Annotated in this window: 31 protein-coding genes; 22 read left to right on the top strand and 9 right to left on the bottom strand. The window is 64.9% G+C overall.

Annotated elements, in window-relative coordinates; translation table 11 throughout:
* Positions 1–6: 6 nt before the first annotated feature.
* The 7 genes from ACVWZ5_RS03475 to ACVWZ5_RS03445 all read left to right on the top strand — a co-directional run bounded on the left by ACVWZ5_RS03475 (position 7) and on the right by ACVWZ5_RS03445 (position 11,006).
* Positions 7–2,025 (top strand): alpha-1,4-glucan--maltose-1-phosphate maltosyltransferase, encoded by a 2,019-nt coding sequence (locus tag ACVWZ5_RS03475; protein WP_457340402.1) that lies wholly within the window; start codon positions 7–9, stop codon positions 2,023–2,025.
* A 62-nt stretch (positions 2,026–2,087) separates the two neighbouring features.
* The gene (gene treS / locus ACVWZ5_RS03470; RefSeq protein ID WP_301141308.1) at positions 2,088–5,405 is read left to right on the top strand and encodes a maltose alpha-D-glucosyltransferase; all 3,318 of its coding nucleotides are present in this window, start codon (positions 2,088–2,090) and stop codon (positions 5,403–5,405) included.
* Positions 5,406–7,616: a 1,4-alpha-glucan branching protein GlgB gene (gene glgB, locus ACVWZ5_RS03465; protein ID WP_301141310.1), complete on the top strand. Its 2,211-nt coding sequence runs from the start codon at positions 5,406–5,408 to the stop codon at positions 7,614–7,616.
* Between the two features lie 130 nt (positions 7,617–7,746).
* Positions 7,747–8,067: a hypothetical protein gene (locus ACVWZ5_RS03460; RefSeq protein ID WP_084941344.1), complete on the top strand. Its 321-nt coding sequence runs from the start codon at positions 7,747–7,749 to the stop codon at positions 8,065–8,067.
* A gap of 21 nt (positions 8,068–8,088) precedes the next feature.
* On the top strand, positions 8,089–9,237 hold the full coding sequence (locus tag ACVWZ5_RS03455; protein ID WP_084941345.1) for a PQQ-dependent sugar dehydrogenase: 1,149 nt from the start codon (positions 8,089–8,091) through the stop codon (positions 9,235–9,237).
* Between the two features lie 72 nt (positions 9,238–9,309).
* Positions 9,310–10,410, top strand: a complete 1,101-nt coding sequence (gene zapE, locus ACVWZ5_RS03450) for a cell division protein ZapE (RefSeq protein WP_301141316.1) — start codon at positions 9,310–9,312, stop codon at positions 10,408–10,410.
* Between the two features lie 11 nt (positions 10,411–10,421).
* Positions 10,422–11,006 (top strand): DinB family protein, encoded by a 585-nt coding sequence (locus ACVWZ5_RS03445; protein ID WP_062573450.1) that lies wholly within the window; start codon positions 10,422–10,424, stop codon positions 11,004–11,006.
* Positions 11,007–11,013: 7 nt separating this feature from the next.
* Here ACVWZ5_RS03445 and ACVWZ5_RS03440 read toward each other — a convergent pair whose 3' ends face one another.
* Complete coding sequence (locus ACVWZ5_RS03440) at positions 11,014–11,382, bottom strand: CesT family type III secretion system chaperone (RefSeq protein WP_062573451.1); 369 nt, start codon at positions 11,380–11,382, stop codon at positions 11,014–11,016.
* Between the two features lie 307 nt (positions 11,383–11,689).
* Here ACVWZ5_RS03440 and ACVWZ5_RS03435 point away from each other — a divergent pair, with 307 nt between their 5' ends.
* Genes ACVWZ5_RS03435 through ACVWZ5_RS03375 form a run of 13 tightly spaced genes read left to right on the top strand, consistent with a single transcriptional unit; the run spans position 11,690 to position 18,815 of the window.
* Positions 11,690–12,448, top strand: a complete 759-nt coding sequence (locus ACVWZ5_RS03435) for a helix-turn-helix transcriptional regulator (protein ID WP_081100246.1) — start codon at positions 11,690–11,692, stop codon at positions 12,446–12,448.
* A gap of 34 nt (positions 12,449–12,482) precedes the next feature.
* On the top strand, positions 12,483–12,905 hold the full coding sequence (locus ACVWZ5_RS03430; protein WP_062573453.1) for a CesT family type III secretion system chaperone: 423 nt from the start codon (positions 12,483–12,485) through the stop codon (positions 12,903–12,905).
* Positions 12,893–14,416: a type III secretion system outer membrane ring subunit SctC gene (gene sctC / locus ACVWZ5_RS03425; RefSeq protein ID WP_084941346.1), complete on the top strand. Its 1,524-nt coding sequence runs from the start codon at positions 12,893–12,895 to the stop codon at positions 14,414–14,416. Before ACVWZ5_RS03430 ends, sctC begins: the two co-directional genes overlap by 13 nt.
* A 1-nt stretch (position 14,417) precedes the next feature.
* A complete protein-coding gene (locus tag ACVWZ5_RS03420; RefSeq protein WP_457340401.1) occupies positions 14,418–15,320 on the top strand; it encodes an FHA domain-containing protein in 903 nt (300 codons plus the stop codon).
* Entirely contained in the window at positions 15,310–15,507 is a 198-nt protein-coding gene (locus ACVWZ5_RS03415; RefSeq protein ID WP_062573456.1) for an EscE/YscE/SsaE family type III secretion system needle protein co-chaperone, read from the top strand. The genes ACVWZ5_RS03420 and ACVWZ5_RS03415 overlap by 11 nt, the downstream gene beginning before the upstream one ends.
* A 1-nt stretch (position 15,508) precedes the next feature.
* A complete protein-coding gene (locus tag ACVWZ5_RS03410; RefSeq protein WP_062573457.1) occupies positions 15,509–15,769 on the top strand; it encodes an EscF/YscF/HrpA family type III secretion system needle major subunit in 261 nt (86 codons plus the stop codon).
* Positions 15,770–15,771: 2 nt separating this feature from the next.
* Positions 15,772–16,122 carry a YscG family type III secretion system chaperone gene (locus ACVWZ5_RS03405; RefSeq protein ID WP_186599553.1) on the top strand — a complete coding sequence of 117 codons (351 nt, stop codon included), beginning with the start codon at positions 15,772–15,774 and terminating at the stop codon, positions 16,120–16,122.
* Positions 16,119–16,340 carry a hypothetical protein gene (locus ACVWZ5_RS03400; protein ID WP_062573459.1) on the top strand — a complete coding sequence of 74 codons (222 nt, stop codon included), beginning with the start codon at positions 16,119–16,121 and terminating at the stop codon, positions 16,338–16,340. The genes ACVWZ5_RS03405 and ACVWZ5_RS03400 overlap by 4 nt, the downstream gene beginning before the upstream one ends.
* Positions 16,337–16,675 (top strand): type III secretion system inner rod subunit SctI, encoded by a 339-nt coding sequence (sctI, locus tag ACVWZ5_RS03395; RefSeq protein WP_062573460.1) that lies wholly within the window; start codon positions 16,337–16,339, stop codon positions 16,673–16,675. The genes ACVWZ5_RS03400 and sctI overlap by 4 nt, the downstream gene beginning before the upstream one ends.
* Before the next feature lie 28 nt (positions 16,676–16,703).
* Positions 16,704–17,417 (top strand): type III secretion system inner membrane ring lipoprotein SctJ, encoded by a 714-nt coding sequence (sctJ, locus tag ACVWZ5_RS03390; protein ID WP_186599552.1) that lies wholly within the window; start codon positions 16,704–16,706, stop codon positions 17,415–17,417.
* On the top strand, positions 17,414–18,028 hold the full coding sequence (locus ACVWZ5_RS03385; RefSeq protein ID WP_062575701.1) for a SctK family type III secretion system sorting platform protein: 615 nt from the start codon (positions 17,414–17,416) through the stop codon (positions 18,026–18,028). The genes sctJ and ACVWZ5_RS03385 overlap by 4 nt, the downstream gene beginning before the upstream one ends.
* Positions 18,007–18,642, top strand: coding sequence for an HrpE/YscL family type III secretion apparatus protein (locus ACVWZ5_RS03380; protein ID WP_301141331.1), 636 nt, complete (start codon positions 18,007–18,009; stop codon positions 18,640–18,642). Before ACVWZ5_RS03385 ends, ACVWZ5_RS03380 begins: the two co-directional genes overlap by 22 nt.
* Positions 18,639–18,815, top strand: coding sequence for a hypothetical protein (locus ACVWZ5_RS03375; RefSeq protein ID WP_155721646.1), 177 nt, complete (start codon positions 18,639–18,641; stop codon positions 18,813–18,815). Before ACVWZ5_RS03380 ends, ACVWZ5_RS03375 begins: the two co-directional genes overlap by 4 nt.
* Positions 18,816–18,875: 60 nt before the next feature.
* On the opposite strand, the gene sctU is transcribed toward ACVWZ5_RS03375, so the two are convergent.
* The 8 genes from sctU to sctN form a co-directional block, all read right to left on the bottom strand.
* The gene (gene sctU, locus ACVWZ5_RS03370; RefSeq protein WP_062573462.1) at positions 18,876–19,928 is read right to left on the bottom strand and encodes a type III secretion system export apparatus subunit SctU; all 1,053 of its coding nucleotides are present in this window, start codon (positions 19,926–19,928) and stop codon (positions 18,876–18,878) included.
* Entirely contained in the window at positions 19,925–20,713 is a 789-nt protein-coding gene (sctT, locus tag ACVWZ5_RS03365; RefSeq protein WP_062573463.1) for a type III secretion system export apparatus subunit SctT, read from the bottom strand. Before sctT ends, sctU begins: the two co-directional genes overlap by 4 nt.
* Positions 20,710–20,976, bottom strand: a complete 267-nt coding sequence (sctS, locus tag ACVWZ5_RS03360) for a type III secretion system export apparatus subunit SctS (RefSeq protein WP_062573464.1) — start codon at positions 20,974–20,976, stop codon at positions 20,710–20,712. The genes sctT and sctS overlap by 4 nt, the downstream gene beginning before the upstream one ends.
* Position 20,977: 1 nt before the next feature.
* On the bottom strand, positions 20,978–21,631 hold the full coding sequence (sctR, locus tag ACVWZ5_RS03355) for a type III secretion system export apparatus subunit SctR (protein ID WP_062573465.1): 654 nt from the start codon (positions 21,629–21,631) through the stop codon (positions 20,978–20,980).
* Entirely contained in the window at positions 21,628–22,551 is a 924-nt protein-coding gene (gene sctQ / locus ACVWZ5_RS03350; RefSeq protein ID WP_062573466.1) for a type III secretion system cytoplasmic ring protein SctQ, read from the bottom strand. The genes sctR and sctQ overlap by 4 nt, the downstream gene beginning before the upstream one ends.
* On the bottom strand, positions 22,548–23,303 hold the full coding sequence (locus tag ACVWZ5_RS03345; RefSeq protein WP_084941349.1) for a type III secretion system needle length determinant: 756 nt from the start codon (positions 23,301–23,303) through the stop codon (positions 22,548–22,550). The genes sctQ and ACVWZ5_RS03345 overlap by 4 nt, the downstream gene beginning before the upstream one ends.
* Before the next feature lie 80 nt (positions 23,304–23,383).
* Entirely contained in the window at positions 23,384–23,854 is a 471-nt protein-coding gene (sctO, locus tag ACVWZ5_RS03340; RefSeq protein ID WP_062573469.1) for a type III secretion system stalk subunit SctO, read from the bottom strand.
* On the bottom strand, positions 23,845–25,173 hold the full coding sequence (gene sctN, locus ACVWZ5_RS03335) for a type III secretion system ATPase SctN (RefSeq protein WP_084941350.1): 1,329 nt from the start codon (positions 25,171–25,173) through the stop codon (positions 23,845–23,847). The genes sctO and sctN overlap by 10 nt, the downstream gene beginning before the upstream one ends.
* 207 nt (positions 25,174–25,380) lie before the next feature.
* On the opposite strand from sctN, the gene ACVWZ5_RS03330 reads away from it, so the two are divergent.
* Positions 25,381–26,217 carry an HrpJ domain-containing protein gene (locus tag ACVWZ5_RS03330; RefSeq protein WP_062573471.1) on the top strand — a complete coding sequence of 279 codons (837 nt, stop codon included), beginning with the start codon at positions 25,381–25,383 and terminating at the stop codon, positions 26,215–26,217.
* Positions 26,198–26,482 (top strand): TyeA family type III secretion system gatekeeper subunit, encoded by a 285-nt coding sequence (locus ACVWZ5_RS03325; protein ID WP_062573472.1) that lies wholly within the window; start codon positions 26,198–26,200, stop codon positions 26,480–26,482. Before ACVWZ5_RS03330 ends, ACVWZ5_RS03325 begins: the two co-directional genes overlap by 20 nt.

Genomic DNA, 26,482 nt, shown 5'->3' with positions numbered 1-26,482 from the left:
AGGTCGATGTCTGGTAAAGAGCCGTTCGAAAGCGTGCCCATGGCCAACGATCACCCGGACCAGGCCATCAGCCTGGCCCAGGCGCTGCTGGCGCCGCGCATCGTGATCGAGGACGCAAGCCCGGTGCTCGACGGCGGCACCTTCGCCGCCAAGGCGGTGCGCGGGCACAAGGTCGAGGTGACGGCCAAGGTCTACAGCGATGGTCACGACCGCCTGGCGGTGAGCCTGAACTGGCGCCAGGCCCACAGCCGGCGCTGGCACTGCGTGGCGATGCACTCGCCGGGCAACGACCTGTGGCTGGCGGACTTCACCCCCGCCGATCTGGGCTTGCACCTGTTCAGCATCGAGGCCTGGATCGACCCGTTCGCCACCTTCTGCCACGACCTGGAGAAGAAGTACGCCGCCGGTGTGGACGTGAAGCTCGAACTCGAGGAAGGCCGGCTGCTGCTGGGCCAGGGCATCGAGCGCAGCGACGGACTGTTGCGCGAGCAGCTTGAACGGTTGCAACAGCGCCTGCCGGATTTGCCGGTGGACGACCAGGTGGCGTTGCTGTTGCATCCTGATGCCGCCCAGCTGATGGCCGAGGCCGAGCACCGCAGTTACCTCACCCGAAGCCGTGAGTTTCCCCTGGATGTGGACCGCGAGGCAGCACTGTTCGGCAGCTGGTACGAACTGTTTCCGCGATCGATCACCGACGATCCTGAACGCCATGGTACGTTCAATGACGTGCACCAGCGCCTGCCGATGATCCGCGACATGGGCTTCGACGTGCTGTACTTCCCGCCGATCCACCCCATCGGCATGAAGCACCGCAAGGGCCGCAACAATGCCTTGCAGGCCGAGCCCGGTGACCCCGGCAGCCCCTACGCCATCGGCAGCCCCGAGGGCGGGCACGATGCCATCCACCCGCAGCTGGGCAGCCGCGAGGACTTCCGCCGCCTGGTTGCCGCCGCCGCCGAGCACGGCCTGGAAATCGCCCTGGACTTCGCCATCCAGTGTTCCCAGGACCACCCCTGGCTCACGGAGCACCCCGGCTGGTTCAGCTGGCGCCCCGACGGCAGCATCCGCTACGCCGAGAACCCACCGAAGAAGTACCAGGACATCGTCAATGTCGACTTCTACGCCCCCGAATCGGTGCCGAGCCTGTGGCTGGCCTTGCGCGACGTGGTGGTCGGCTGGGTGGAGGAGGGGGTGAAGACCTTCCGTGTCGACAACCCGCACACCAAGCCGCTGCCGTTCTGGCAATGGCTGATCGCCAATGTGCGTAGCCAGCACCCCGAGGTGATCTTCCTCGCCGAAGCCTTCACCCGCCCGGCGATGATGGCGCGCCTGGGCAAGGTCGGCTACGCGCAGAGCTACACCTACTTCACCTGGCGCAATACCAAGCAAGAGCTGCGCGAATACTTCGAAGAGCTCAACCAGCCGCCGTGGAGCCAGTGCTACCGGCCCAATTTCTTCGTCAACACGCCGGATATCAATCCGTTCTTCCTGCAGACCTCGGGCCGTGCCGGCTTTCTTATCCGCGCCGCGCTGGCGACCATGGGCTCGGGCCTGTGGGGCATGTACTCGGGCTTCGAGCTGTGCGAGGGCACGCCGTTGCCGGGCAAGGAGGAGTACCTGGATTCTGAGAAATACGAGATCCGCCCACGCGATTTCACCCAGTCCGGCAACATCGTCGCCGAGATCGCCCAGCTCAACCGTATCCGCCGGCAGAACCGCGCCCTGCAGACCCACCTGGGGGTGGTGTTCCTCAACTGCTGGAATGACAACATTCTCTACTTCGCCAAGCGCACGCCCGAGCGTGACAACTTCATCCTCGTGGCCATCAGCCTCGACCCGCACAACGCCCAGGAGGCCAGCTTCGAGTTGCCGCTATGGGAGCTGGGGCTGGACGACAGCGCCGACACCCAGGGCGAGGACCTGATGAATGGCCAGCGCTGGACCTGGCATGGCAAGACCCAGTGGATGCGCATCGAGCCGTGGCACCAGCCGTTCGGTATCTGGCGCATCGAAAGGGCTACATGAAGGGGCCGCAAAGCGGCCCCAATCCAGGCGACACGGTCCCGTAGCACTGAAAGGAGTCCCCAATGGCCAAGCGTTCCCGCCCGGCAGCCTTCATCGACGATCCGCTGTGGTACAAGGACGCGGTGATCTACCAACTGCACGTAAAATCGTTCTTCGACGCGAACAACGACGGCATCGGTGATTTCGCAGGCCTGATCGGCAAGCTCGACTACATCGCCGAACTGGGCGTCAACACCCTCTGGCTGCTGCCGTTCTACCCTTCGCCCCGGCGCGATGACGGCTATGACATCGCCGAGTACAAGGCCGTGCACCCGGACTACGGCAGCATGGCCGATGCCAAGCGCTTCATCACCGAGGCGCACAAGCGCGGCCTGCGGGTGATCACCGAGCTGGTCATCAACCACACCTCCGACCAGCACCCCTGGTTCCAGCGCGCCCGGCATGCCAAGCGTGGCAGCAAGGCCCGGGACTTCTACGTGTGGTCGGACGATGACCAGAAGTACGACGGCACGCGGATCATCTTCCTCGACACCGAGAAGTCCAACTGGACCTGGGACCCGGTGGCAGGCCAGTACTTCTGGCACCGCTTCTACTCGCACCAGCCGGACCTCAATTTCGACAACCCGCAAGTGCTCAAGGCAGTGATCGGGGTGATGCGCTTCTGGCTCGACATCGGCGTCGATGGCCTGCGCCTGGACGCCATCCCCTACCTGATCGAGCGCGACGGCACCAACAACGAGAACCTCCCCGAAACCCACACCGTGCTCAAGGCCATCCGCGCCGAGATCGATGCCAACTACCCCGACCGCATGCTCCTGGCCGAGGCCAACCAGTGGCCCGAGGACACCCGCCCGTACTTCGGCGAGGGCGACGGCGACGAATGCCACATGGCCTTCCACTTCCCGTTGATGCCGCGCATGTACATGGCCCTGGCCATGGAAGACCGCTTCCCGATCACCGACATCCTGCGCCAGACCCCGGAGATCCCGGCCAACTGCCAGTGGGCGATCTTCCTGCGCAACCACGATGAGCTGACTCTGGAGATGGTCACCGACCGCGAGCGCGACTACCTGTGGAACTACTACGCCGAGGACCGCCGCGCACGCATCAACTTAGGAATTCGCCGGCGCTTGGCACCGCTGCTGCAACGCGACCGGCGGCGCATCGAGCTGCTCACCAGCCTGCTGCTGTCGATGCCCGGCACGCCGACGCTGTACTACGGCGACGAACTGGGCATGGGCGACAACATCTACCTGGGCGACCGCGATGGCGTGCGCACCCCCATGCAGTGGTCGCCGGACCGCAACGGCGGCTTCTCCCGCGCCGACCCGCAGCGCCTGGTGTTGCCGCCGATCATGGACCCGCTGTACGGCTACCAGACCATCAACGTCGAAGCCCAGGCCCACGACCCGCATTCGCTGCTCAATTGGAACCGCCGCCTGCTGGCGGTGCGCAAGCAGCAGAAGGCCTTTGGCCGTGGCAGCCTGAAGATGCTCACGCCGAGCAATCGCCGGGTGCTGGCGTACATCCGCGAATACACCGATGCCGACGGCAACAGCGAAATCGTGCTGTGCGTGGCCAACGTCTCGCGGGCGGCCCAGGCGGCGGAGCTGGAACTGTCGCAGTACGCCGACAAGGTACCGGTGGAGATGCTTGGCGGCAGCGCCTTCCCGCCCATCGGCCAGCTGCCGTTCCTGTTGACCCTGCCGCCCTATGGCTTCTACTGGTTCCTGCTGGCCAGTCACGACCGCATGCCCAGCTGGCATGTCCAGCCTGCCGAGGGGCTGCCCGAGCTGACCACCCTGGTGCTGCGCAAGCGCATGGAGGAACTGCTCGAGTCGCCCTCCCGCGAAACCTTGCAGGCGTCGATCCTGCCGCAGTACCTGCCCAAGCGTCGCTGGTTCGCCGGCAAGGAAGGGCCGATCGACCAGGTGCGCCTGCGCTATGGCGTGCGCTTCGCCACCCCGGCGCTGCCGGTGCTGCTTGGCGAGCTGGAGGTGCACAGCGAAGGCGTGGTCACCTACTACCAACTGCCCTTCGGCCTGTTGCCAGAGGAGCAGATCAATGCCGCGCTGCCCCAGCAGCTGGCGCTGTCGCGGGTACGCCGCGGCCGTCAGGTGGGGCTGATCACCGATGCGTTCGTGCTTGAACCCTTCATCCGCGCCGTGCTCCAGGGCTGCCAGGACGGCCTGCGGCTGGCCTGTGGCGATGGCCTGGGCGAGCTGCGCTTCCACAGCACCGAGCAGTTGGCCGCGCTGCAGCTCGATGCGCAGAGCGAGGTGCGCTACCTGGGCGCGGAGCAATCCAACAGTTCGGTGGTGGTCGGTGGCAGCCTGGTGCTCAAGTTGATCCGTCGGGTCAATCCGGGCACTCACCCGGAGCTGGAGATGAGCGCCTACCTGACCGCCGCCGGCTTTGCCAATATCTCGCCGTTGCTGGCCTGGGTCAGCCGCGTGGACGACAGCGAGCAGCCGCACCTGCTGATGATCGCCCAGGGCTACCTGAGCAACCAGGGCGATGCCTGGGACTGGACGCAGAATACCCTGGAGCGGGCGATCCGCGACCAGATGGAGCCCGGCAACGTCGAACCGGAGGCGCATACCGATGCCCTGGCCGAGCTGACGGGGTTTGCCGCCTTGCTCGGCCAACGCCTGGGCGAGATGCACCTGCTGCTGGCCGCGCCGAGCGACGACGCAGCGTTCCAGTCCCGCCCGAGCGATGCCCGGGACAGCGAGCGCTGGAGCCGGCAGATCAGCGCCGAACTGACCCGCGCCCTCGACCTGCTGGCCCAGCACCGCGACACCCTTGACCGCGACAGCCAGGCGCTGGTCGACGATCTGCAGCAACAGCGCGACGGCCTGCAGCAGCACGTCGACGACCTCGCCCGGCAAGCCCGGGGCGGCTTGCTGATGCGCGTGCACGGCGACCTGCACCTGGGCCAGGTGCTGGTGGTGCAGGGCGATGCCTACCTGATCGATTTCGAGGGCGAGCCGGCGCGCCCGCTCGACGAGCGTCGGGCGAAACACAGCCCGTACAAGGATGTCAGCGGCGTGCTGCGCTCCTTCGACTATGCTGCTGCGATGATCCTGCGCAGCGCCTCTGCGGTAGACCTCTCCGAGGCGGCGCGCCAGGCCCGCCAGCGGGTCGCCCGGCAGTACCTGCACCAGTCGCGTCACGCTTTCGTCGAGGCCTACGGGTTGGCCACCGCCGCCATGCCCCACGCCTGGCAGCAGGCCGACGGCGAGCGCGCCGCGCTTGAGCTGTTCTGCTTGGAGAAGGCTGCCTACGAAATCACCTATGAAGCCGAAAACCGGCCCAATTGGCTGGCCGTGCCTTTGCATGGCCTGCATGGACTGATCAGTACCTGGGGAGAGTCTTAGATGAATGCAACCACGCGTGACAACGGCGGCCTTCGGCAGCGGGACCTCGATGCCCTGGCTCGCGCCGAGCACGCCGATCCATTTGCCGTTCTGGGTCCCCATGACGATGGGGCGGGCGGCCTGTTGGTTCGCGCTTTCCTGCCCAATGCCCTGAGTGCACGCCTGCTGGCGCGCCATGACGGGCAGGTGCTTGCCGAAATGGTGCAGGGCAGCGTGCCGGGGCTGTTCACCGCGCACCTCGATCAGGCACGGGCCTACCTGCTGCAGATCGGCTGGGCCGGCGGCGAGCAGGTCACCGAGGACCCTTACAGCTTCGGCCCGCAACTGGGCGACATGGACCTCTACCTGTTCGCCGAAGGCAACCACCGCGACCTGTCCGGGCGTTTCGGTGCCCAGCCGACCGTGGTCGACGGTGTCGCGGGCGTGTGCTTTTCGGTGTGGGCGCCCAATGCCCGACGGGTCTCGGTGGTCGGCGACTTCAACAACTGGGACGGCCGCCGTCACCCCATGCGCCTGCGCCACAGCGCCGGGGTGTGGGAACTGTTCGTGCCCAGGCTCGGCGTGGGCGAAACCTACAAGTTCGAGGTGCTGGGCGCGGACGGCGTGCTGCCGCTCAAGGCCGACCCCCTGGCCCGCGCCACGGAGCTGCCGCCGAGCACCGCCTCGAAGGTGGCCGGGGCCCTGGCCCACGACTGGCGCGACGGCCAGTGGATGGAGCAGCGCGCCCAGCGCCATGCCTACAGCGCGCCACTGTCGATCTACGAACTGCACGCCGGCTCCTGGCGCTGCGAGCTGGACGATGCCGGCGAAGTCGCGCGCTTCTACAACTGGCGCGAGCTGGCCGAGCGCCTGGTGCCCTATGTGCAGGAGCTGGGCTTCACCCATATCGAGCTGATGCCGATCATGGAACACCCTTTCGGCGGCTCCTGGGGCTACCAGCCGCTGTCGCTGTTCGCGCCGACCTCGCGCTATGGCAGCGCCGAGGACTTCGCCTTCTTCGTCGATGCCTGCCACCAGGGTGGCATCGGCGTGATCCTCGATTGGGTGCCGGCGCATTTTCCCACCGACGAGCATGGCCTGGCGCGTTTCGACGGCACCGCCCTTTACGAGTACGACAACCCGCTGGAAGGCTTCCACCAGGACTGGAACACGTTGATCTACAACCTCGGCCGCAACGAGGTGCGCGGCTTCATGCTGGCCTCGGCGCTGCACTGGCTCAAGCACTTCCACATCGACGGCTTGCGCGTGGACGCGGTGGCCTCGATGCTCTACCGCGACTATTCGCGCAAGGCCGGCGAGTGGGTGCCCAACCGCCACGGCGGGCGCGAGAACCTCGAAGCCATCGACTTCATCCGCCACCTAAATGGTGTCGCCGCCCACGAAGCGCCGGGCGCGCTGATCATCGCCGAGGAATCCACCGCCTGGCCCGGGGTCAGCCAGCCGGTGCAGCAGGGCGGACTGGGCTTTGCCTACAAGTGGAACATGGGCTGGATGCACGACACCTTGCACTACATCCAGAACGACCCGGTGCACCGCACCTATCATCACAACGAGATGAGCTTCGGGCTGATCTACGCCTATTCCGAGCATTTCATCCTGCCGATTTCCCACGACGAAGTGGTCCACGGCAAGCACTCGCTGATCGACAAGATGCCCGGCGATCGCTGGCAGAAGTTCGCCAACCTGCGGGCGTACCTGGCCTTCATGTGGACCCACCCGGGCAAGAAGCTGCTGTTCATGGGCTGCGAGTTCGGCCAGTGGCGCGAGTGGAACCACGACCAGCAACTGGACTGGTACCTGCTGCAGTACTCCGAGCACCAGGGCGTGCAGAAGCTGGTGGCTGACCTCAACCGGCTGTACCGTGAACGGCCGGCGCTGCACGAACAGGACTGCCGGGCCCAGGGCTTCCAGTGGCTGATCGGCGACGATGCGCACAACAGTGTGTACGCCTGGTTGCGCTGGAGCAGCCAGGGCGAGCCTCTGCTGGTGGTTGCCAACTTCACCCCGGTGCCGCGAGAGGGCTACCGGATCGGCGTGCCGTTCGGCGAACGGTGGCAGGAGTTGCTCAATAGCGATGCCGGGCTATATGCCGGATCGAATGTGGGGAATCTCGGAGGGGTGGCCTGCGAGGCGATCGCCAGCCATGGCCAGCCGTTGTCGCTGGCGCTGAACCTGCCGCCATTGGGGGTATTGGTGATGAGTCCCACCTGATGGCGTCGTCGCCAGCAGAGAGAGGGTCCATACTGAAACATCAGGACCCAAATTCATCCTTTTGCGATCAGGCCGGCGCGTCCTAGGCTATCCAACCCAGGCGCGCGCCTTTTCGTACCGGAGGTGAAGCATGAATCCCACCTTGCCAATCCTGGGCCTTGGCTTGTTGCTGGCCCTGCCGCTGCAGGCAGCGCCCCTGCCAGGGCCGTTGCTGGCCGCCAATGACAGCAACAATCCGTACAACAGCCCGATCATGCGCGCCAACCCCAACAGCCGCCAGGGCAGCGTGCCCGCCAGCCCACCGGTGCGCGGCCCGTCCACGCAACCCAACCCGCGCCCGCCGACCCTCGACAACCGCGGTATCGGCAACGGCGACAATCTGCGCCGCGAGCAGCAAACCCCGAACCTGGAACCCACCCGGCCACCACGCGACTCACTGCGCGTGCCGTGAGCCCCTTCGAAGGAATCGAGCATGACGCCACGCACCTGGATGATCTCCCTGGCGGCCGCCAGTCTGTTCCCCTTGTTGGCCCAGGCGGCCGCCGAGCAACAGTTTCCCAGTGAAGAGGGGCAGCTGACCGTCAGCACCGTCGCCGACGGCCTGCGCAACCCCTGGGCCCTGGCCTTCCTGCCGGGTGACAAGGACATGCTGGTGAGCGAGCGCCCCGGCAACCTGCGCATTGTCAGCGCCGAGGGCAAGGTAGGCCCACCGTTGTCCGGCGTGCCCAAGGTGTGGGCCGAAGGGCAGGGTGGCCTGCTCGACGTGGTGCTGTCGCCTGATTTTTCCACGGATCGCACGGTGTATTTGTCGTTTGCCGAGGAAGGCCCCGACGGCAAGGCCGGGACTGCGGTCGGCCGTGGCCAGCTGTCGCAGGACCGGGCGCGCCTGGAAAATTTCACCGTGATTTTCCGCCAGCAGCCCAAGCTCTCCGAAGGCAATCACTTCGGTTCTCGGTTGGTGTTCGATCGTGACGGCTACCTGTTCATTGCCCTGGGCGAGAACAACCAGCGGCCCACCGCCCAGGACCTGGACAAGCTGCAGGGCAAGCTCGTGCGTATCCTGCCCGATGGCGAGGTACCCAAGGACAACCCCTTCGTCGGCCGCGACAACGTGCGCCCGGAGATCTGGTCGTTCGGCCACCGCAACCAACAGGGCGCGGCCCTGAATCCCTGGACCGGCCAGCTGTGGACCCACGAGCACGGCCCCCGTGGCGGCGACGAGATCAACATTCCGCGGCCCGGCAAGAACTACGGCTGGCCGATCGCCACCCATGGCATCAACTACTCGCTGTTGCCGATCCCGGAGGCCAAGGGCAAGCATGTCCAGGGCATGGTCGACCCGCATCATGTGTGGGAGAAATCGCCGGGCATCAGCGGCATGGCGTTCTATGACAGCCCGACCTTCAAGGCGTGGGACCACAACCTGTTCATCGGCGCGCTGGCGACCCGGGAGTTGATCCGCCTGCAGCTAGATGGCGACAAGATCGTGCATGAAGAGCGCTTGCTGGGCGACCTCAAGGCGCGGATCCGTGACGTGCGGGTAGGGCCGGATGGCTATGTGTATGTGCTGACCGATGCCAAGGATGGGGCATTGCTGAAGGTGGGGTTGAAAGACGATTGATGCCGGTGAGGACCTGTCGCGTGGCAGCAGGCGCGCCCGCGACAATGCCGAAAGTGTCGTAACATGGCGGGCATGACGCCCGAATCCTTCTACCAGCAAGCACTCATCGAACGCGGTTTCTTTCCTGATCCGGCTCAGGCGGCGGCCGTCACTGCATTGCAGGGCTGCTTCGATGCCCTGGCCCAGGGCAAGCCGACCCAGGGCCTTTACCTCTGGGGCCCGGTCGGCCGCGGCAAGACCTGGTTGATGGACCTGTTCCACCGGTGCCTGCCGCTACCCGCCCGGCGCCAGCATTTCCACCACTTCATGGCCTGGGTCCACCAGCGCCTGTTCCAGCTCAACGGCACCGCCGACCCGCTCAAGGCATTGGCTCGGGCGTTGGCCGGCGAGATCCGCGTCCTGTGTTTCGACGAGCTGTTCGTCAGCGATATCGGTGACGCGATCATCCTCGGCCGACTGTTCCAGGTGTTGTTCGACGAGGGCGTGGTGATCGTCGCCACGTCCAACCAGCCCCCCGGTCAGTTGTATCGCGACGGTTTCAACCGTGAACGCTTCCTGCCAGCCATCGCCGCCATCGAGCGGCACATGCGGGTGCTTCCGGTGGCCGGCGAGCAGGACCATCGCCTGCATCCAGGAGCATGGCGGCAGCGCTACTGGGTGGCGCCGGCGGGAGGTGGCGGGGCGCTGGCTGCGGTGTTCGAACAGTTGAGCCCGGATGATCCCGGAAGCGCGCAGGCCGTGCAGATCGGTTCGCGCCATGTGCGGGTCGTGCGCCAGAGCCCCCGGGCGCTCTGGTGCCGATTCGCCGATCTGTGCGAGCAGCCCCTGGCCGCCACGGACTTCATGGCGTTGTGCGACCGTTTTCCGGCCATTCTGGTAAGTGATGTGCCAGCCCTGGGCGGCGTGCAACAGGCCGGGCGTATCGCCCGTGGCACCGAGGATGGCGCGGCCCGGGTCGAGGCCGGGGATCGCCAACTGCCGACCCTGGCGCCCAAGGATGACAGCGTGCGCCGTTTCATCGCGTTGGTCGACGAGTGCTACGACCGTCGGGTGGCATTGTACCTGGAGGCCGAGGTCCCGCTGGAAGCGCTCTACACTCAAGGGTATCTGGCGTTCCCGTACCAACGGACCCTGAGCCGGCTACGGGAGATGCAACTGCAACGCTTCGCCTGAAGGAGCCGACCATGGAGCCGCTGTCGCATCATCTGCTGACCCAGGCCTACAACAATGGCTGGGCCAACCACCGCCTGTACAAGGCTTGCCTGCAACTGACCCAGGACGAGTTCGTCGCCCCTCGTTGCAGCTTCTTCCCGTCGATCAAGGCGACCCTGAACCATCTTCTGACAGTGGACTGGTTTTACCTGGACGCACTGGAGTGCGAGCAGCGCGGTGCGGCACCTGACCCGGATGGCGAGCGTTTTTTCGTGCCCGAGCAGCCCTATGCCACATGCACCGATTTGCACGCCCAGCAGGCACAGGCTGACCAGCGATTGATTACCTATTGCCGACAGCTGCGTGACGACCAGCTCGGACGCTATGTCAGCATTGTTCGACCGCAGCGGATGCAGCATGAGTCACGCCTGCGCTTGCTGTCACACCTGTTCGAGCACCAGATCCATCATCGCGGCCAGGTGCACGCGATGCTGAGCGATACGGCGGTCAGGCCTCCGCAACTGGATGAGTTCTTCTGCGAGGAGGAGGCGTCGCTGCGCGCCGAGGATTTTGCCGCCCTCGGCTGGAGCGAGGCGCAAATCTGGACGCGGCGCTGAGCGCGGGTCATGGTGCTTCTCCAGCCACCAGGTCGTGGGCGGCCTGGACCAGCTGCTCCAGCTGGTGGTGGACCATGGCCCGATCCATTTGCAGCAGAGACTGGCGGTTCCACAGCACCTGCATGCCCGTGAGCGGATCAGCCCCGAGCAGGGGTTTGCAGAGGTCCTGGCAGAACAGGTTCTGTTCGCCCCAGCGCACGTCATCGAGGGTGGGCAGTTCAATGAACATCAGCAGCTGGTCGGCAGGGTGCTCGGTCACGTTGCACACATGGGGGCCTACCCGCAGGCTGATCACGGGCTCGAAGGCCGCAGGGGGTTCCAGCTTCAAGGCGGCGTACAGCTGGGTCAACGCGTAGTCATAGTTCGAGCCTGGCATGGCAAGTTCTCTCTGGATGGGGTTGTCACGGTAGCGACCGCGCGCCTTGCCGGGATATCGGGTGTTGTCGCGTTTTTTTAGTTGTTGGCTGCTCCTCTTGCTTCCTGTCGCCTTACAGGTGATGGCGAAATGATACCTGTCAGGTGAAGAAAATCCCTGCGTCCATTCCTGGGAAAGCGCCGTAGCCTAACGCCATGTCTATACCGGTTGTAACGACCTGGCCGGTGTGTTGAAGGGCCTACGGGACGTAAGGCCTGGTGCGAGAGGGATTTCTCCAGTTGAGGACTGGTGTGTGCAAGGGCGGCAGATGGATGTTGTCGGGGCGGGGTTTGCGTCCCAGGGGAAGGAAGGCTTCTACGCGGTGATGGCGGGTGAGTTGGCCGTGCGCGAGAAGGACACCGTCATTGAGCTGCGGGCCGGCGACCTGCTGTTTGTCAGGCGCGGTACCTACCTGGTAGCGACCCGATGGGTGGAATGCCAAGTGCTGTGGCTGCCGCTTGATGTGAATTTCGTGCAGGCGTTCATGCAGCGGCATGGCAAAGAGCTGAGCCACCTTGAGCGCTGTGGCGAGCCCTGTGTGAATGCCCTGCGACTTGACCCTTGCGCCATGGCCCAGGAGTGCGTGACCCGTCTGGCTGCGCTCGGCGGGGAGGGTACCTCGTCCATGCTGGCGATGCTGCGCCTGGAGGAGCTGCTGCTGTTGCTGGTGTTCGGGCCGCAGGGGCGGACATTGCTGGCGGCCTTGCGCCAGCAGGGCAATCGTCATGCGGATCGCTTGCATGCCTTCATGGAGCAGCATTACCTGCGCGAGTGGCGCCTTGATCAATACGCCGAAGCCTTCGGGCTTGGCCTGACGGCGTTCAAGAGTCTGTTCTGCTCGTTCTACAACTGCTCGCCGCGGGCCTGGATCACCGAGCGCAGGATCATCCACGCGCATCACCTGCTGCTGAACACGCGCATGAGTATTGTCGACATCGCCATGGAAAGCGGTTTCTCCAGCCAGTCGTACTTCAGCCAGAGTTACCGCCGGCGTTTCGGTTGCACACCCAGCGATGCCCGCCGCTAGACGCCAATCTCTACCTTCCATGGACAAATCCTGCATGAACAGACTTCCAACGCAGCTGGCCCGGCGGCTGGGCATGGCGCCCTGGCTTGCCGATGAGGCCGGCGTCTATCACCTGTGCATCGATGGCCACGGTCTGCGGCTCGAACCGCGTGGCACTCAGTGGCGGGTTGGCAGTTCGCTGTCATCGGTGGTTGGGCAAGGCGCCGGTCTCGACCGGCAAACCCTGCGCCGTCTGTTGGGCATGGTCACTGGGTGGGCCGCGCATTGCCCGCAGCGGCTGGCGATGACAGCTGAGGGCGAGTTGCTGCTCGAGGCGTGGATAGATGCGGCACAGGGGGATGTGGGTACTTTCGAGCACGTGCTGGGCGTCCAGGTCGCCCTTCTGGATATCCTGTGCGCGCAACGCCGCAGCCGGGCACCTTTGATTGCCCGGGGGACTAGCGTATGGCTGCCATGAGATCGCTTGCCGCCGGGTTGGCCCTGCTTGCCACTCTTGTCGCCCACGGCGAGCCGCTGGACTGGTCGGACGAGCCGTTCCACTACGTTGCCCAGGGCGAGAGTCTGCGCGACGTACTGGCCAACTTCGCCGCCAACTACCAGGGATCGGTGGTGGTGAGCGACAAAGTCAGGGATCAGGTGAGCGCGACCTTCGAGCAGCCGGATCCACAAGCCTTTCTCGAGCAGGTCGCCGTGCTCTACAACCTGGCCTGGTACTACGACGGCGCGGTGCTGCATGTCGACAAGTCGAGCGAAGTGCAGACCCGGCTGATCCATCTGGACAAGGTACGCGAGCCGCAACTGCGTGCCGCGCTCCAGGAGGGTGGTGGCTGGACCTCGCGCTTCGCCTGGCGTGCCGCGGCGGGTGGACGGCTGGTGTATGCATCGGGACCACCCCGCTATCTGGATCGGGTCGAGCAGACGGTCAAGGCCCTGGAACAGCAGGCGAGCCTGCATGACGAGCTGGGCGGCAGCCTCAGCGTCGAGGTGATCCCGCTCAGGCATGCGGTGGCCGAGGATCGTGAGATCGACTATCGCGACCAGAAGGTGGCGGTGCCCGGCGTGGCGACGATTCTTTCCCGGGTTCTGGCCGATGCCAATGTGGTGACGGTCGATGGTCAGCCTGTGGGAGAGGGCGCCTCCGTGCGTCCAGGGCGTGCCGTGGTCCAGGCCGAACCGTCGCTCAATGCCATCATCGTGCGTGATCACGCCGAGCGCCTGCCCATGTACAGGCGCCTGGTGATGGCGTTGGACCGGCCCGCGGCGCGGATCGAAGTGGGCCTGACAATACTCGACATCAATGCCGAGCACTTGTCGGAGTTGGGGGTGCAATGGCAGGTGGGTATCGGTACCGGCAAGCACCAGTTGATCGACATCCGTACCTCCGCTGGCCAGGCCGAGGGATCGCTGGCCGGCAGCCTGGTCGATAGCCGAGGCGTCGACCGCTTGCTGGCCAAGGTGACCCTGATGCAGGGCGAAGGCCATGCCCAGGTGGTGTCGCGGCCGACCTTGCTGACCCAGGAAAACACCCTGGCGGTGATCGACCACAGTGAAACCTACTATGTGCGGGTGATGGGCGAACGGGTGGCCGAGCTCAAGGCGATCACCTACGGCACCTTGTTGAAGATGACGCCGCGCCTGATCCGCAATGCGGACCGGCCGGAAATCAGCCTGAGCCTGCATATCGAGGATGGCAACCAGAAGCCCAACAGCACCGGCCCCGACGGTATTCCCACCATCAGCCGCACGGTCATCGACACGCTGGCCCGGGTTGATCTTGGGCAGAGCCTCATGATCGGTGGCATCCATCGCGACGAGTCAAGCGAAAGCATCCGCAAGGTCCCCTTGCTGGGTGACATTCCTTTCCTGGGAGCCTTGTTTCGCTATCACTCGAACAACACGCGTCGCTCGGTCCGGCTGTTCCTGATCGAGCCGAGGCTGATTGATCCCGGGCTTGGCGAGCGTGCCTGAAATGACCTGGAAACTGCGCATCTACAGTGGTTTGAACGCTGGCGCCGAGGTGTCCCTGGCACACGGTCGGGTGGTCATTGGCGCCGACCCGGCCCAGGCCGACCTGGTCCTGATGGATGCAGGGATAGCCTCGGTTCACCTGGTACTGATGGTGGAGGCCGGTGGCGTGCGCCTGCTGGAGTGGGGATCGGCCGAACCCCCCACTCAGGCTGGGCGGAAGGTGGCAGCAGATGCCGAGTTGCAGGCGCTGGCGATTCAATGTTGCGGCCCGTTGCACTGGGCCTTCTGCAATCAGCACGACGTGTTTGCCGAGCGACCCTGCGCACAGGCTGAGCAGTCTGGTGTGCGGCGTGGCTGGTTCATGGTGCCCGCGGCTGGGTTGCTCATGCTGCTCGTGCTGCTCACGCAAGTGTTGACTCCCCAGACAGGGTCGCAGGACACCCCCACGGCAGTGGCTGTCCCAGTCGCGCCTGCGCCTCGGCCCCAGGTGCAAGCTCGGACGAAATTGGCGCATCTGCTGCGCGAGTGGCGGCTGGAGGACAGCTTGAGCGTCGTGGACCAGGGGGACACCCTGGTGCTGCGTGGGGCGCTTGGGGAGCGCCAGCGCCAGGACTACCAAAATCTCCAGCGGCAGTATCGCGAGGCATTCGGCGACCACCCGTCGTTGCGGCTGATCGACGAGGGCAGGGCGCCTGCGTCCGGCAAACTCGATTTTCCTGTTCGAGGCGTGTCACTGGGACGATTGCCCTTCGTGACACTGACTGACAACCATCGTTATCCCGTGGGGGCGCTGATGCCTTCCGGAATGCGCATCCTGGCAATTGATGATCAGGCGATCACGCTGAGCAAGGGTGGCCGGGACTACGTGATCAACCTGAAAGAGAGATCGGCAGATGATGGATGAACTCATGCAAGAGGTACGTGACCCACGCAGGCAGGCACGGATGTTCTCGGTGCTGGAGCACGCGCGACAGACTTGCCTCAGGCAGATGACAGAGCCCCTGCCGCCGGTTGAGTTCCAAGCGTTGCACAGCCAGCTGGCAGCCCTTGAGGCCGCCTTGAATATACTCGATAAATTGGAGAAACACTGAAATGACCACCATCAGCAGCGGATTCTACGACGGCACCAGCAACACCATGGACATGGTCCACGAGGGTATGGTCAAGCAGGCGCAACAGGCCAACAAGGCGGTACTCGACTCACTCCAGAAACTCAACGAGAAAAGTGACGATCCGGCATTGCTGGCTGACATGCGCCACCGTTCGAACATCTGGTCGAACGTCTTCCAGGTCGACGCGACCCTTGGCCAGACGTTCAAGAACACCATCAGCAGCATCTTGCAGAAGTTCTGAGCATGAACCATTCCGTGAACAATCTGATGGCTCGCCTGGGCCTGCTGGGGGTCGAGCACTGCCACCATGACGAGGCCATGTCTATTGCGCAATGGCTTGCCCGGGAGCCGGCGACCAGGGAGGCCGCCAGTGCGATTCGCATCGCCAGTTTGATGGGGCAGGGGCGCTGCGAAGAGGCCCTTGTAGAGGGCAACGAGGCTCCCTGGCCATCCCTTGGGCCCTGGCTGGCACTGTGCGAGCGCCAGCTGGGCTACATGGCTGCGCTGGAGCGACGGCTCGAACGTATGGCGCTGAGCGAGGATCCCGACCTGATGCGGTTCGCCAAGGGCATGCGCGCCCAGGTGGTGGCATGAACCCGCTGGGATTGACGCTGTTTTCCGGCGTGCAGCAAACACTGGCCCCGATACCGGCACACAACGACAAACACGCGACTGAATTCCAGGCAAGCCTTGCTGCAGATCAGGCACGCGAGCAGGCGTGCGTGGAAATCACACGGCAAATGAACCTGCAAGTGCTCGCCATGGCGATGGACCTGCTGAATGATTCCTTCACGGTGGAGGGCAGCTCATGAGTGGCATTATCGAGGTAGCGCCAGTGGTCACCGATTTGCAGTCCCTGTCGGCACCGGTTGCCGACGCCGGGCAGGTCGCCGAGTTCGAGCAGGCGCTTGCCGGTCCTGCCGGCAGCGCTGAGGACGGACTGTTGCATCAGGTCGGTCAGCTCAGCCAGCAGCATGCCGAGGCCAGGCGAGGCGCGCACGTCAATCTGGTCTCCGGCACGGGTGATCCCGTGGCATTGATGGATGCCCATTGGGCGCTGATCCGCGCCAACCTGCAGGTGGAGTTGATTGCCAAGGGCGTGGGGCGCACCACGCAGAACATCGAAACCCTGATGAAAGCCCAGTAGGTGCCCGGTGAAGAGAACATGGCAGTGCATGCTGCTTCTGGCGGTGCTGGCAATGGGGGGGTGCAGGGTCGAGCTTTACCTTGGCCTCGGCCAGCGCGAAGCCAACGAAATGCTCGCGGTGCTGGACGCCGAGGGTATCGGCGCGGTGAAGGCCCAGGACAAGGACGGCAAGGTGAAGATCCTGATCGACGAAGCCGACATCGGTCGCGCGGTGGCGGCACTCAAGCGCCAGGGCTACCCACGCGAGATGTTCTCCACGGTCAATGACGTGTTTCCCCGGGACAGCCTGATCTCCTCGCCGCTGGAGGAGCAGGCGCGGCTGACCTATGTGAAGTCCCAGGAACTGTCACGGACCCTGTCCGAGATCGATGGCGTATTGGTGGCGCGGGTGCATGTGGTGTTGCCGGAACCCCATGACGGCCTGCGCCGGCAGGTCGGCGCGGCGTCGGCGTCGATCTTCATCAAGCACGCGGCGGATGCGGCGCTGGACCTGTATACCGGACAGATGAAGCAGCTGTTGAGCAACAGTATCGAAGGCCTGGACTACGAGCGCATCAGCGTGGTTCTGGTGCCGTCGACACAGGCCAGCCAGCCGCTGGCAGGCCTGCGTCATGTGACGCTGTTGTCGATACAGGTACTGGAGGGTTCGCGCTGGCGGCTGGTGACGCTGCTGGGCGTATTGCTGGGAGTGCTGGTGCTTAGCAACCTGGCGCAGTACCTGTGGTGGCGGCAGAGGGCATGACTGAGTTCCAGCTTCGCTTCTGCCCGGCGCACTACCTGCACATGAGCCATTGTCCTGAGGTTCTGGGCCAGGCAATTCAGGCCTTGCCCCATTGGCGGGAGAGTGGTGCGGTCAACGGCTGGCTGATCTCGGTGCTGGAGCTGTCCGAGCCGTTCGACATGCCAGGGCGACTCGGCAGGCTGGCCCTTTTTGCGCAACCAGCGTTGGAGCAGGTGTTGTCCAGCCTGGGGGGGCTGCTGCACGGCCAGGCCATCCAGCAGGTACTCGATCGCCCGGGCCATTCGCGCTTGCGGCTGGCGCTGGACCCGCAGGGCCTTCGCTATTGCCTGGAACAGTGGCGCCTGGTCATCGGCCCTTGGCCTGCCGACTGGCAACGGGCGCTGCCAGACGGTGAGCTGGACGCGTACCTGCGTGGTTGTGGCCTGGCGTTCTGGCTACAGGCCTGCGGGGAGGTCGATCCGGGATTCGCGCGACGCCTGGCTCTTCGCCTGCCAGGCGGGCCAGGCGTGCCAACTTGGCCGATGGATGATGAACAACGCGGCCTGGCCCGCATTCTTTGCATGAAAGTGGCCCGAGACAGGAGCCCGGAATGTTGCCATTTATTGAACTGATCGATGCCCGCCCGATGATCGATCCAAACCAGACCGTACTGCGCGGCGCGGATTACCAGCAGTATCTCGACACCCGCGCATTGACCGAAAATGCCCGGCAGCGTGCCCGAGAAATCGACTCCCGGGCCGATGCGGTGCTCGAAGAGCATCAGCGGCTCGGGCGGGAGATCGGGTTGGAAATGGCCGCCGTGGAGCAGGCGGCGTTGCTGCACGGGACGCGATTGCGCTGTGCCGAATTCTATCGCCGGGCCGACCGGGCAATGAGCGAGGTAGTGCAGCAGGCCGTATGCAAGGTGCTGGGGGAGTATCCCGACATCGTGCTGACATTGGCCGCGACCCGCCAGGCGCTGGCTCAGGTCAGCCCACGGGAGCCGCTGGTGCTGCACGTTCGTCCGGATCAGCTCGACGAGGTTCGTCAGCGCCTGGATGAGGTCCTGGTGCAGTTTCCCGAGGCGGGGCCTGTGGAGCTAAGCGCTGATGCCCGGCTTGCGCTAGGTGGCTGCCGCCTGGAAGCCGAGGATTGCGTGATCGATGCCAGCATCGAGGGGCAGCTGGTCGCACTGCAGCGGGCGCTGGCGCAACGGCACGCTGATGATGAGGTGGTAACGTCATGAACGAAGCCGTGTTGGCCGCAGCCGAGCGGGCGATCCGCGACGATCAGCAGCGGGATGCGTTGCTTCAGGTGTTCTGGAAGCAGCTTCGCCAGCCTGCAAGGCGTCCGGCGCGGGACGCTGCAGATGCCGTGCCTGTGCGTCGGCCATTGCCTCAGCGAGGGATTCTGGTCTAGCGATCCCAAGGCGTGATCAAAGGGGGGCGCAGCGATGGTGCACTGTTCCCTGTCCTCGGGCTAGCCCTCTGCAACCTCTTCCTGCATCCGCAACCAACGGATCACCTCGGCGACCGGCTGGATCAGTTCGCCGGGAATGTACTGTTCCACCCGGCTATCGGCGAACAGTGCTCGGGCCAGGGGAATGCGTTCGAGTACCGGTATGCCTTCCTCTTCGGCAAGCCGCCGAACCAGCAGGGCCTGCTGGTCGGTGTATTTGAGGGTAACCAGCGGCAAAGGCGTTTCCCCGGGTTTGTAGCGCAGGCCTATGGCGATATGGGTCGGATTGGCGATGATGACCGACGAGCGCCTGACGTCCGCGCGCAACGTGCCGTTCTGCATCTCGCGGTGACGCTTGCGACGCTCCCGCTTGAGCTCCGGGGCGCCTTCCATCTCCTTGTGTTCGCGCTTGACCTCTTCCTTGCTCATGCGCAGCTGCTTGTGATGCTGCCAGCGCTCCAGGCCGTAGTCGACCGCCGAGATCGCCAGGAAACCCACGGCGCAGACACCGATCAGCTTGCCGATCAGACTGCCCAGCAACGGCAGGATGCATTCAATACCGCATGAGGACACTCGCAGCAGCGTGCGCAGGTGATCGCTGAGCAGGCCAAGCACCAGTGCGCCGAGCAGCATCACCTTGAGCGACGACTTGAAAAAATCCAGCAGGTTCCTGATCGAGAAGATCCGTTTCACGCCCTCCAGCAGACTGACCTTCTTCAGGTCGGGGGCCAGCGATTGGCCGCTGAATACGAAGCCGGTCTGCAGCAGATTGCCGGCGATACCGGCCAGCACCGTGGTCAGCAGGAACGGCAGGGTCAGCCATAGCAACTCCTGCAGCAGCTGCCCCAGCATCACCTCCAGGGCTTGGTGAAAGGGCAGGTGAAGCAGAGGGGCGGGCAGCAGCATCAACTCACCGAGGTGCCCCAGAAAGTAGTCGGGAAAGCCCATCGGCAACGCGACCAGGCTCAGGATGAGTACAGTGGAAACCAGCTCCTTGCTCCTGGCCACCTGACCGTTGCGGCGTGCGTCGCGCAATTTCGCCCGCGTGGGTTGTTCGGTTTTCTCGGCGCTCATGGCTGCTCCAGCAACGGGCCGAGCAGATGGACCTTGGCCAGTGCGATGAACACCTGGTCCTCGGCCTGCGTCATCAGCAGGAACAGGTACGGCACCAGCAGCGCGCTGCAGACCAGGCTCTTGATCGGCATGGACAGGATGAACACGTTCAGCGACGGCGCGAAGCGGCTGACCAGGGCCAGGCCGAACTCGGCGAGGAACATGGCGATCAGCAACGGTGCGGCGAACAGCACGCACAGGGCCAGCAGGTAATCGAACTGGGCAAGGAAGAACGTGCTCCACTGGTCGCCGACGTGCGGGTAGAAGCTTGCCACCGGCCAGCTGGCGTAGCTGCCCAGCAGCGCTCCCAGCAGCCCCAGGAACGCGCCGCCGGTGAAGAATAGTGTGACGAGCGTCTGTACCAACAGGGCGCCAGTGGGGCTGGTCTGGCTCCCCAACAGCGGGTTAAGGGTGGAGGCCAGGGTGGCACCGCGCTGGTTGTCGATGAGAAAACCGCAGGCCTCCAGGGCCCAGAACGGGATGACCACCACGAAGCCCAGCAGCAGGCCGAGCAGCACTTCCTTGCCGATCAGCAGGCCCAGCTGCAGCCCGTCCAGCTCGGCGGGCAGGGTGTTGGCCACGCAGGGGTAGATGAACAGCGCCAGTGAACAGGCCACGCCGTTGCGCGCCAGGGCGCCCCCCAGCACTTGCTTGCCAAGAATCGGCAGCAGGAGGAAACAGCCGAACAGCCGGGGCAGGATCAGGCTGAAACTCAGCAGCACCTGTTCAAGCGTCTGGACCGTCATCGCACCAAAGGAATCCGATTGAGCACCAGGTCGGTGTAACGGTACAACTCGCTGCCCATCCAGTCGGCGGTGACGAACAGGGTGACGATCACCGCCACCAGCTTGGCGACGAAGCCCAGGGTCTGCTCTTGCACCTGGGTCAACGCCTGTACCAGGGAGACCAGGGTGCCGACCAGCGCGGCCATCAATACCGTCGGCAGTGAAAGGACCAGTACCAGCCACAGTGACTGGCTGGCGAAGTGCAGGACTTCGGTACTGCCCATGTCAGCCTCCGTAGCTCAGCACCAGGCCATGGGAAAGTCGTCCCCAGCCGTCGAGCAGGACGAACAGCAGCAGCTTGAACGGCAGTGAAATGGTCACGGGCGAGACCATCATCATGCCCATGGCCAGGAGGATGTTGGAGATGATCAGGTCGATGGCGATGAAGGGCAGGTAGATCAGGAAGCCGATCTCGAACGCCCGGCTCAGCTCGCTGATGGTGAACGCTGGCAGCAGCACCAGCAGGCTGTTGCCATCGACCCGCTCGGCGTACTGGCTGGGCCATAGCTGACGGGCACTGTCGAGGAAGAACGCGCGCTCACGTTCGTTGACCTGACGGTCGAGGAAGGCGCGAAACGGCGCCATGCCCTCTTCGAGAAAACGTTCGACCGAGCGTGCGTCGCCGAGGGTGGTCTCATGGGCGTTCAGGTAGTCGTAGGTGGCCATCCCCACTGGGGCCATGACATAGATACTGAGGATGATCGCCAGGCCATACAGGGCCATGTTCGGCGGGATCTGCTGCACCCCCAGCGCATTGCGCAGCAACGAGAAGACCACCGCCATCTTCAGGAACGAGGTGGCCATGACCGCGATGAAGGGCACCAGCGACAGCAGCGCCAGGCCAAGGATCAGGCCCAGTTCGTCCGGCAGCTGGATCATGTCGATTGCTGTTCCAGCAGGCGGTTGACTCGCACCCCAAGGCGGCCGTCGATTTGCACCAGCACGCCGGTACCGATACAGCGCTGGTTGGCGAGGATGCGCACCTGGGGATCCAGCGGGCTGTGCAGTTCGATCAGCGCTCCGGGTTGCAAGGTCGACAGCGTGTGCAGGTCGAGGGTCTGGCGGCCGACTTCGAAGCTGACCGGGATGGGCAGTTGCTCCAATGCTTCCAGCGCGGTGTCGGTCACAGGTGGCGTATCGTGCATGCGGACTAGCTCCAGGTGTGTGTCGTCGAGTTGCAGTTCGGCCCAGGGTTGTCCATCGAGCACGCCCAGCAGTTGCGGGGAGCTTGGCGTACCTGCGGGCAGCAGCAGGATGTCGCCCGTGCCTAGGTCGCGCAGCTCGTGTAACGTCAGTTCAAGGGGCCGCCACTGCAGCGAGAGGTTCAGCAGGATGTTCAGGCGTTCGCGCAGTGGGCGCCGTGGCAAGGCCGTCAGCAGGTGCTCGCTGTCGCCTTGTACCCAGCAGGGCAGCAGGCCTTGCGCGCTTCTCAGTGTCACCTGCAGACCGGGTGTGCGGTCGATGGCGTCTGCCGGTTCGATGCCCAGGCATTGCAGGCCGGGTAGGCGAGGCGTGTCCCGTTGCAGCACCGCCAGCTGCAGTGCGCTGGGCAGGCTGGCAAAGTCGGCGGCCTGCAACTGCGGTGCGAGCCATTGCGCCAGCTGCTGCCGACGACACAACAGGCGAGCCGGCACGCCATGCCAGTCAATCAGCACGGCCAGATCCAGTCCATCGCCTGGAATGCTGACGCTCAGCCAGACCTGCCCTTGATCGTCGGCATAATGAGCTTGGCGATGGCTCAAAAACTGCTGCAGGCGCAGTTCCTGAGCGTGGGCGGCAGGCAAGTTCGATGTACTCATGGTTCAGGCCAGCCTTCGTCCTCTGCATGACGCTTGTTGCGCGAGCCTTGCTGGCTGTCGCCATTTGCGCCGAAGCCGAGGCTGACCGGTTGCGCGGGATCGAGCCGTTGCAGACGCTCAAGCAGGTCCGTACCGGCAACCTGCAGTTGCCGCAAGGCGGCCGGCGCAGCCTGGATCTCCACCTGCAGGCCTGCGTTCATATGGTTCATGCGTACTTCAACATGCCCCAGCTGAGGTAACTGCACCTGCAACAGAGCCTGTTCGCGGGTATCCGTCCGGCTGGCGAACAGTTGCAATTGCAGGCGCTCCACAAGCGTCTGCAGATCCTGGATGGGGGCAACGACAGTTGCCGGCAAGACCCTGTCGATCAGGAGACGCTCGACCAAGGGAGCAGGGGGTGCAAGGATTGGGTCGGTATCACTGGTTGGCAGGCGATCCGGCGCGTTGTCGGTACTGTCGTGGACGGTTTGAGGGTCCACCTCGGCACGACTTGCCCCGGTCAATGAGGCTGGCTCGACTTCATCAGGTATCGCTGGCGTGGGCTCCGGAGCAGAGCGTTCGATGGCTCCCTCGATCAGCGCAGGTCGTTCTGCCGCACAGGCGGGTGGGCACTTTGCGAACAAGGCAGCCATGTTCAGGGCTACCGCGGTGACAGGGCGTTCAGGGCTGGCTTCGTCCCGGGCGGGGCGTTGGCCAGTATCCTGGGGTGCCCTGCGCTTGAGCCGTGGAACGTCCAGCAGATGTTCGAACAACAGTCGCTGCTCGTTGCAAGGCCCGGGTCCAGGCGTGTCAGGCAATGGGGTGTCCGGCAGCGCAGGGGCAGGCAGGGTGTTCAGCACGGCGAACCTCCCTGGCCATGGCGCTCTTCCTCTTCGAGTTCCTGGCTGTGTTCTGTGCGCCGAGCGGCTTGGCGGGAGGCCTGCTCGTGCAGCTGCTTGAAGCTGTCCAACTGTTGTCTGGCCTTGGCGAGCTTCGCTTGCGCCTGCTGGCGTGCTGAGTCTTGGCGTATCAGCGCGTTCTCGCAGGCCACGACCTGACCATGGAGGCTCGCCTCGCGCTCGCCGAGCAGGCCGACTTGCCGACGCCAGTGCTCCAGGCCATGGAGGTTGGTCAGGCGGCCCACCTGCGCATCGAACAGGCGCTGCTCCTCTTCGAGGGACCAGCGCCGATACGTCAGGTGCGCCTCGATCGATTGCGCCTTGTCCGCCTGGGCCGCCTGCAAGCGGGCCTGCTGAGTGCGCGCTTCGCGCTCGGCCACTTGCAGTCGGCGTTGCTTGATGGATAACAGGGCGGTCAAGGGCACCGGGTGATCTCCAGCAGGTGTTCGACGCTCTGTTGCAGCGAACTGTGTTCGTGCGGTGCCTGGCACAGCCAGGCACGAATGGCATCGCGCTTGTCGATGGCCAGGTCCACGGCCGGATCCTGTCCTCGGGTGTACTCGCCGACTCGCAGCAGCAACTCGACTTCTTCATAGCGTGCCATCCACTGGCGCAACTGGCCGGCGGCGGCGCGGTGGGCAGGGCTGACCACCTGGTGCATGATCCGGCTGACCGAGCGCAGCACATCGATGGCCGGGTAGTGATTGGCCGCCCCCAGCGCCTGTGACAGTACGATATGGCCATCAAGGATCGAGCGGGCTTCCTCGGCAATCGGCTCGTTCAGGTCGTCGCCCTCCACCAGCACGGTGTAGAGCGCGGTGATCGAGCCCTTGTCCGAGGGCCCGGCGCGTTCGAGCAGGCGTGGTAGCTGGGCGAACACCGAGGGTGGAAAACCGCGTCGGGTCGGCGGTTCACCTGCGGCCAGGCCGATCTCGCGTTGGGCCCTGGCGAAGCGGGTCAGCGAGTCCATCAGCAACAGGACCTGGCGACCCTGGTCGCGGAAATACTCGGCCACGGTGGTGGCGACGAAGCCCGCCCGGGCCCGCTCCATCGCCGGGCGGTCGGAGGTCGAAACCACCAGCACCGCGCGGCGCAGTCCGTGTTCGCCCAGCTCGTGATGAATGAACTCGCGCACCTCGCGGCCGCGCTCGCCGATCAGTGCAAGGACAATCACGTCGGCCTTCGCGTTGCGCATCAGCGAGGCCAGCAGCGTGCTCTTGCCGCCGCCGGCAGGGGCGAAGATGCCGGCCCGCTGCCCTTCGGCGCAGGTGAGCAGGCCATCGATGCAACGGATGCCCAGGCTCAAGGGTGTGTCGACCAGCTTGCGGCTCAAGGGCGCTGGCGCATCCCGGTGCACCGGATACCAGGCCTGCGGTGTGGCCGGCATGCTGCCGTCGAGCGGGTTGCCGAAGCCGTCAAGCACGGTTCCCAGCAAATGCTCCCCCACGCCGACGCGGTGCATGCTCCCGGTGGGGCAGACCTCGGTGCGCGTGCAAAGGCCCTGCATGTCGCCCAGCGGGGCGAGCAACGCCTGGTCCTGTTGCAGGCCGATGACCTCGGCCAGCAGCGCCTGCTCATGGTTGGGCCTGCGCAGTCGGCATAGCTCGCCGACCTGCACGCCGGGCGCCAGTGCACGGATCAGGGTACCGGTGACCTGGGTGACCTTGCCGTTGACCTGGACCAGGGTGGCGCCGTTCACGGCAGACTTCAGGGTCTGGGGAATCTGGAGCAGCGATGGCGACATGGGAACGATGTGGGTGCGTGAATGAAGGGGACCATTCTAGGAAGCCTGCACGGGGATGGATTTCGCTATGAGTCGCATGTTTTTAGATTGCGGTCGCCAGGTGTTGCGCGCGTCGGCAGGCTAAAAAGAAGCGCCTGACAATGACGGTACGGCTGCTGGCTTGCCTCTAGCATGCCGCCCGTTCATTTATTTCGAAGTGAGGTGGGGATGAGCGAAGGTATCGGCTTTGCCCGGGTTGACCCGATGGTGGCCATGGGGGGCGGCTGGGAGGCAACCATCCAGGCGCGGCAGGTGACCCCGATGGGGCTGCAAGCCGAGATGGCGGAGGAGGTGTCGATGGCATTCTCGTCACTGGCCAATGCCCGGCTCAGTGCCCGCAGCCGCGTCACCGATGCGCGCCAGCATGGGCTACAGGCAGGCCAGGCGGCCGAGGAGATGCTGGCCAAGGTGCCGGACGTCCAGCGCCGCGCCCTGGATGAGCTGGTGGCCTGGTTGCGTCAACATCCTCATCTGACGCCGGGCGAGCTGGAGGCACGGCTGGATGGCTTCTCCGGCGAAGCCTGCCAGCGCTTCCTGGCCCTGGCCTATGCCCGTGATGCATTGGGCAAGGTGGCTGATGCCGGCGACGTGCCCGGCAAGCTGGACCAGGCCATGGCAAGCATGGCGCAGACCCAAGGCCAGGCTATCGAGCTGGGGATCGAAATCGGCCCGTTGGCCCAGGCGGCCCAGGAACAGGGTGTCGCCGAGGTGGCGGCGCTGCGCGAGGTTTATTGCGACTTCCTGTGCGGTTATCGCGGGCTCAGGCATGCCTGGGACGACTTGCGGTCACGCTTCGGCGATGCGGCCATCAGCGACATTGCCCAGTTCATGCTCAACGGCCTGGCCAGTCATATCAGCGGGCCTTCCCCGCACCTGGACAGCAACCAGCTGCAGCAGGTCATCAGCGACATGAAGCTGGTGCAGGCCCTCAAGAAACTGGAAAGCGACACGGCCGCGCTGTTCCGCCAGCTTGCCGGAGAGCCCAGTGGCGTACGGGCCTTCTGACCTGGTCAGCGACCTGTTGGCGCTGATCGACAAGCGCTGGATCACCGAGCAGGACATCCTGCGCCTGCTTGCCGCGCTGCCGCTCGCCCCTGGCGCCCAACGTGTCCATTGCCTGCGTGAACTGCAGCGCATCTTTCGGCTGCTGCCCTTGCAGGTGTTCAGCGAAGTGGCCCAGCGCGAGCACCTGCTGGCGATCTGTCAGTTGACCATGGATCAGCTCATCGACGACGAAGAAGCGTCGCTGCGTGGCGGGCGGGAGGCGTGA

The organism is Pseudomonas sp. TE6283 (genome assembly GCF_054060555.1).
The sequence above is the reverse complement of the archived record's forward strand: the minus strand, read 5'-3'. Positions and strand labels throughout refer to the sequence as shown.

Excerpts from the sequence above, each read along its gene's own strand:
- ACVWZ5_RS03475 (WP_457340402.1), top strand. The coding sequence starts at position 7 with ATGTCTGGTAAAGAGCCGTTCGAAAGCGTGCCCATGGCCAACGATCAC.
- treS (WP_301141308.1), top strand. The coding sequence starts at position 2,088 with ATGGCCAAGCGTTCCCGCCCGGCAGCCTTCATCGACGATCCGCTGTGG.
- glgB (WP_301141310.1), top strand. The coding sequence starts at position 5,406 with ATGAATGCAACCACGCGTGACAACGGCGGCCTTCGGCAGCGGGACCTC.
- ACVWZ5_RS03460 (WP_084941344.1), top strand. The coding sequence starts at position 7,747 with ATGAATCCCACCTTGCCAATCCTGGGCCTTGGCTTGTTGCTGGCCCTG.
- ACVWZ5_RS03455 (WP_084941345.1), top strand. The coding sequence starts at position 8,089 with ATGACGCCACGCACCTGGATGATCTCCCTGGCGGCCGCCAGTCTGTTC.
- zapE (WP_301141316.1), top strand. The coding sequence starts at position 9,310 with ATGACGCCCGAATCCTTCTACCAGCAAGCACTCATCGAACGCGGTTTC.
- ACVWZ5_RS03445 (WP_062573450.1), top strand. The coding sequence starts at position 10,422 with ATGGAGCCGCTGTCGCATCATCTGCTGACCCAGGCCTACAACAATGGC.
- ACVWZ5_RS03440 (WP_062573451.1), bottom strand. The coding sequence starts at position 11,382 with ATGCCAGGCTCGAACTATGACTACGCGTTGACCCAGCTGTACGCCGCC.
- ACVWZ5_RS03435 (WP_081100246.1), top strand. The coding sequence starts at position 11,690 with ATGGATGTTGTCGGGGCGGGGTTTGCGTCCCAGGGGAAGGAAGGCTTC.
- ACVWZ5_RS03430 (WP_062573453.1), top strand. The coding sequence starts at position 12,483 with ATGAACAGACTTCCAACGCAGCTGGCCCGGCGGCTGGGCATGGCGCCC.
- sctC (WP_084941346.1), top strand. The coding sequence starts at position 12,893 with ATGGCTGCCATGAGATCGCTTGCCGCCGGGTTGGCCCTGCTTGCCACT.
- ACVWZ5_RS03420 (WP_457340401.1), top strand. The coding sequence starts at position 14,418 with ATGACCTGGAAACTGCGCATCTACAGTGGTTTGAACGCTGGCGCCGAG.
- ACVWZ5_RS03415 (WP_062573456.1), top strand. The coding sequence starts at position 15,310 with ATGATGGATGAACTCATGCAAGAGGTACGTGACCCACGCAGGCAGGCA.
- ACVWZ5_RS03410 (WP_062573457.1), top strand. The coding sequence starts at position 15,509 with ATGACCACCATCAGCAGCGGATTCTACGACGGCACCAGCAACACCATG.
- ACVWZ5_RS03405 (WP_186599553.1), top strand. The coding sequence starts at position 15,772 with ATGAACCATTCCGTGAACAATCTGATGGCTCGCCTGGGCCTGCTGGGG.
- ACVWZ5_RS03400 (WP_062573459.1), top strand. The coding sequence starts at position 16,119 with ATGAACCCGCTGGGATTGACGCTGTTTTCCGGCGTGCAGCAAACACTG.
- sctI (WP_062573460.1), top strand. The coding sequence starts at position 16,337 with ATGAGTGGCATTATCGAGGTAGCGCCAGTGGTCACCGATTTGCAGTCC.
- sctJ (WP_186599552.1), top strand. The coding sequence starts at position 16,704 with ATGCTGCTTCTGGCGGTGCTGGCAATGGGGGGGTGCAGGGTCGAGCTT.
- ACVWZ5_RS03385 (WP_062575701.1), top strand. The coding sequence starts at position 17,414 with ATGACTGAGTTCCAGCTTCGCTTCTGCCCGGCGCACTACCTGCACATG.
- ACVWZ5_RS03380 (WP_301141331.1), top strand. The coding sequence starts at position 18,007 with ATGTTGCCATTTATTGAACTGATCGATGCCCGCCCGATGATCGATCCA.
- ACVWZ5_RS03375 (WP_155721646.1), top strand. The coding sequence starts at position 18,639 with ATGAACGAAGCCGTGTTGGCCGCAGCCGAGCGGGCGATCCGCGACGAT.
- sctU (WP_062573462.1), bottom strand. The coding sequence starts at position 19,928 with ATGAGCGCCGAGAAAACCGAACAACCCACGCGGGCGAAATTGCGCGAC.
- sctT (WP_062573463.1), bottom strand. The coding sequence starts at position 20,713 with ATGACGGTCCAGACGCTTGAACAGGTGCTGCTGAGTTTCAGCCTGATC.
- sctS (WP_062573464.1), bottom strand. The coding sequence starts at position 20,976 with ATGGGCAGTACCGAAGTCCTGCACTTCGCCAGCCAGTCACTGTGGCTG.
- sctR (WP_062573465.1), bottom strand. The coding sequence starts at position 21,631 with ATGATCCAGCTGCCGGACGAACTGGGCCTGATCCTTGGCCTGGCGCTG.
- sctQ (WP_062573466.1), bottom strand. The coding sequence starts at position 22,551 with ATGAGTACATCGAACTTGCCTGCCGCCCACGCTCAGGAACTGCGCCTG.
- sctN (WP_084941350.1), bottom strand. The coding sequence starts at position 25,173 with ATGTCGCCATCGCTGCTCCAGATTCCCCAGACCCTGAAGTCTGCCGTG.
- ACVWZ5_RS03330 (WP_062573471.1), top strand. The coding sequence starts at position 25,381 with ATGAGCGAAGGTATCGGCTTTGCCCGGGTTGACCCGATGGTGGCCATG.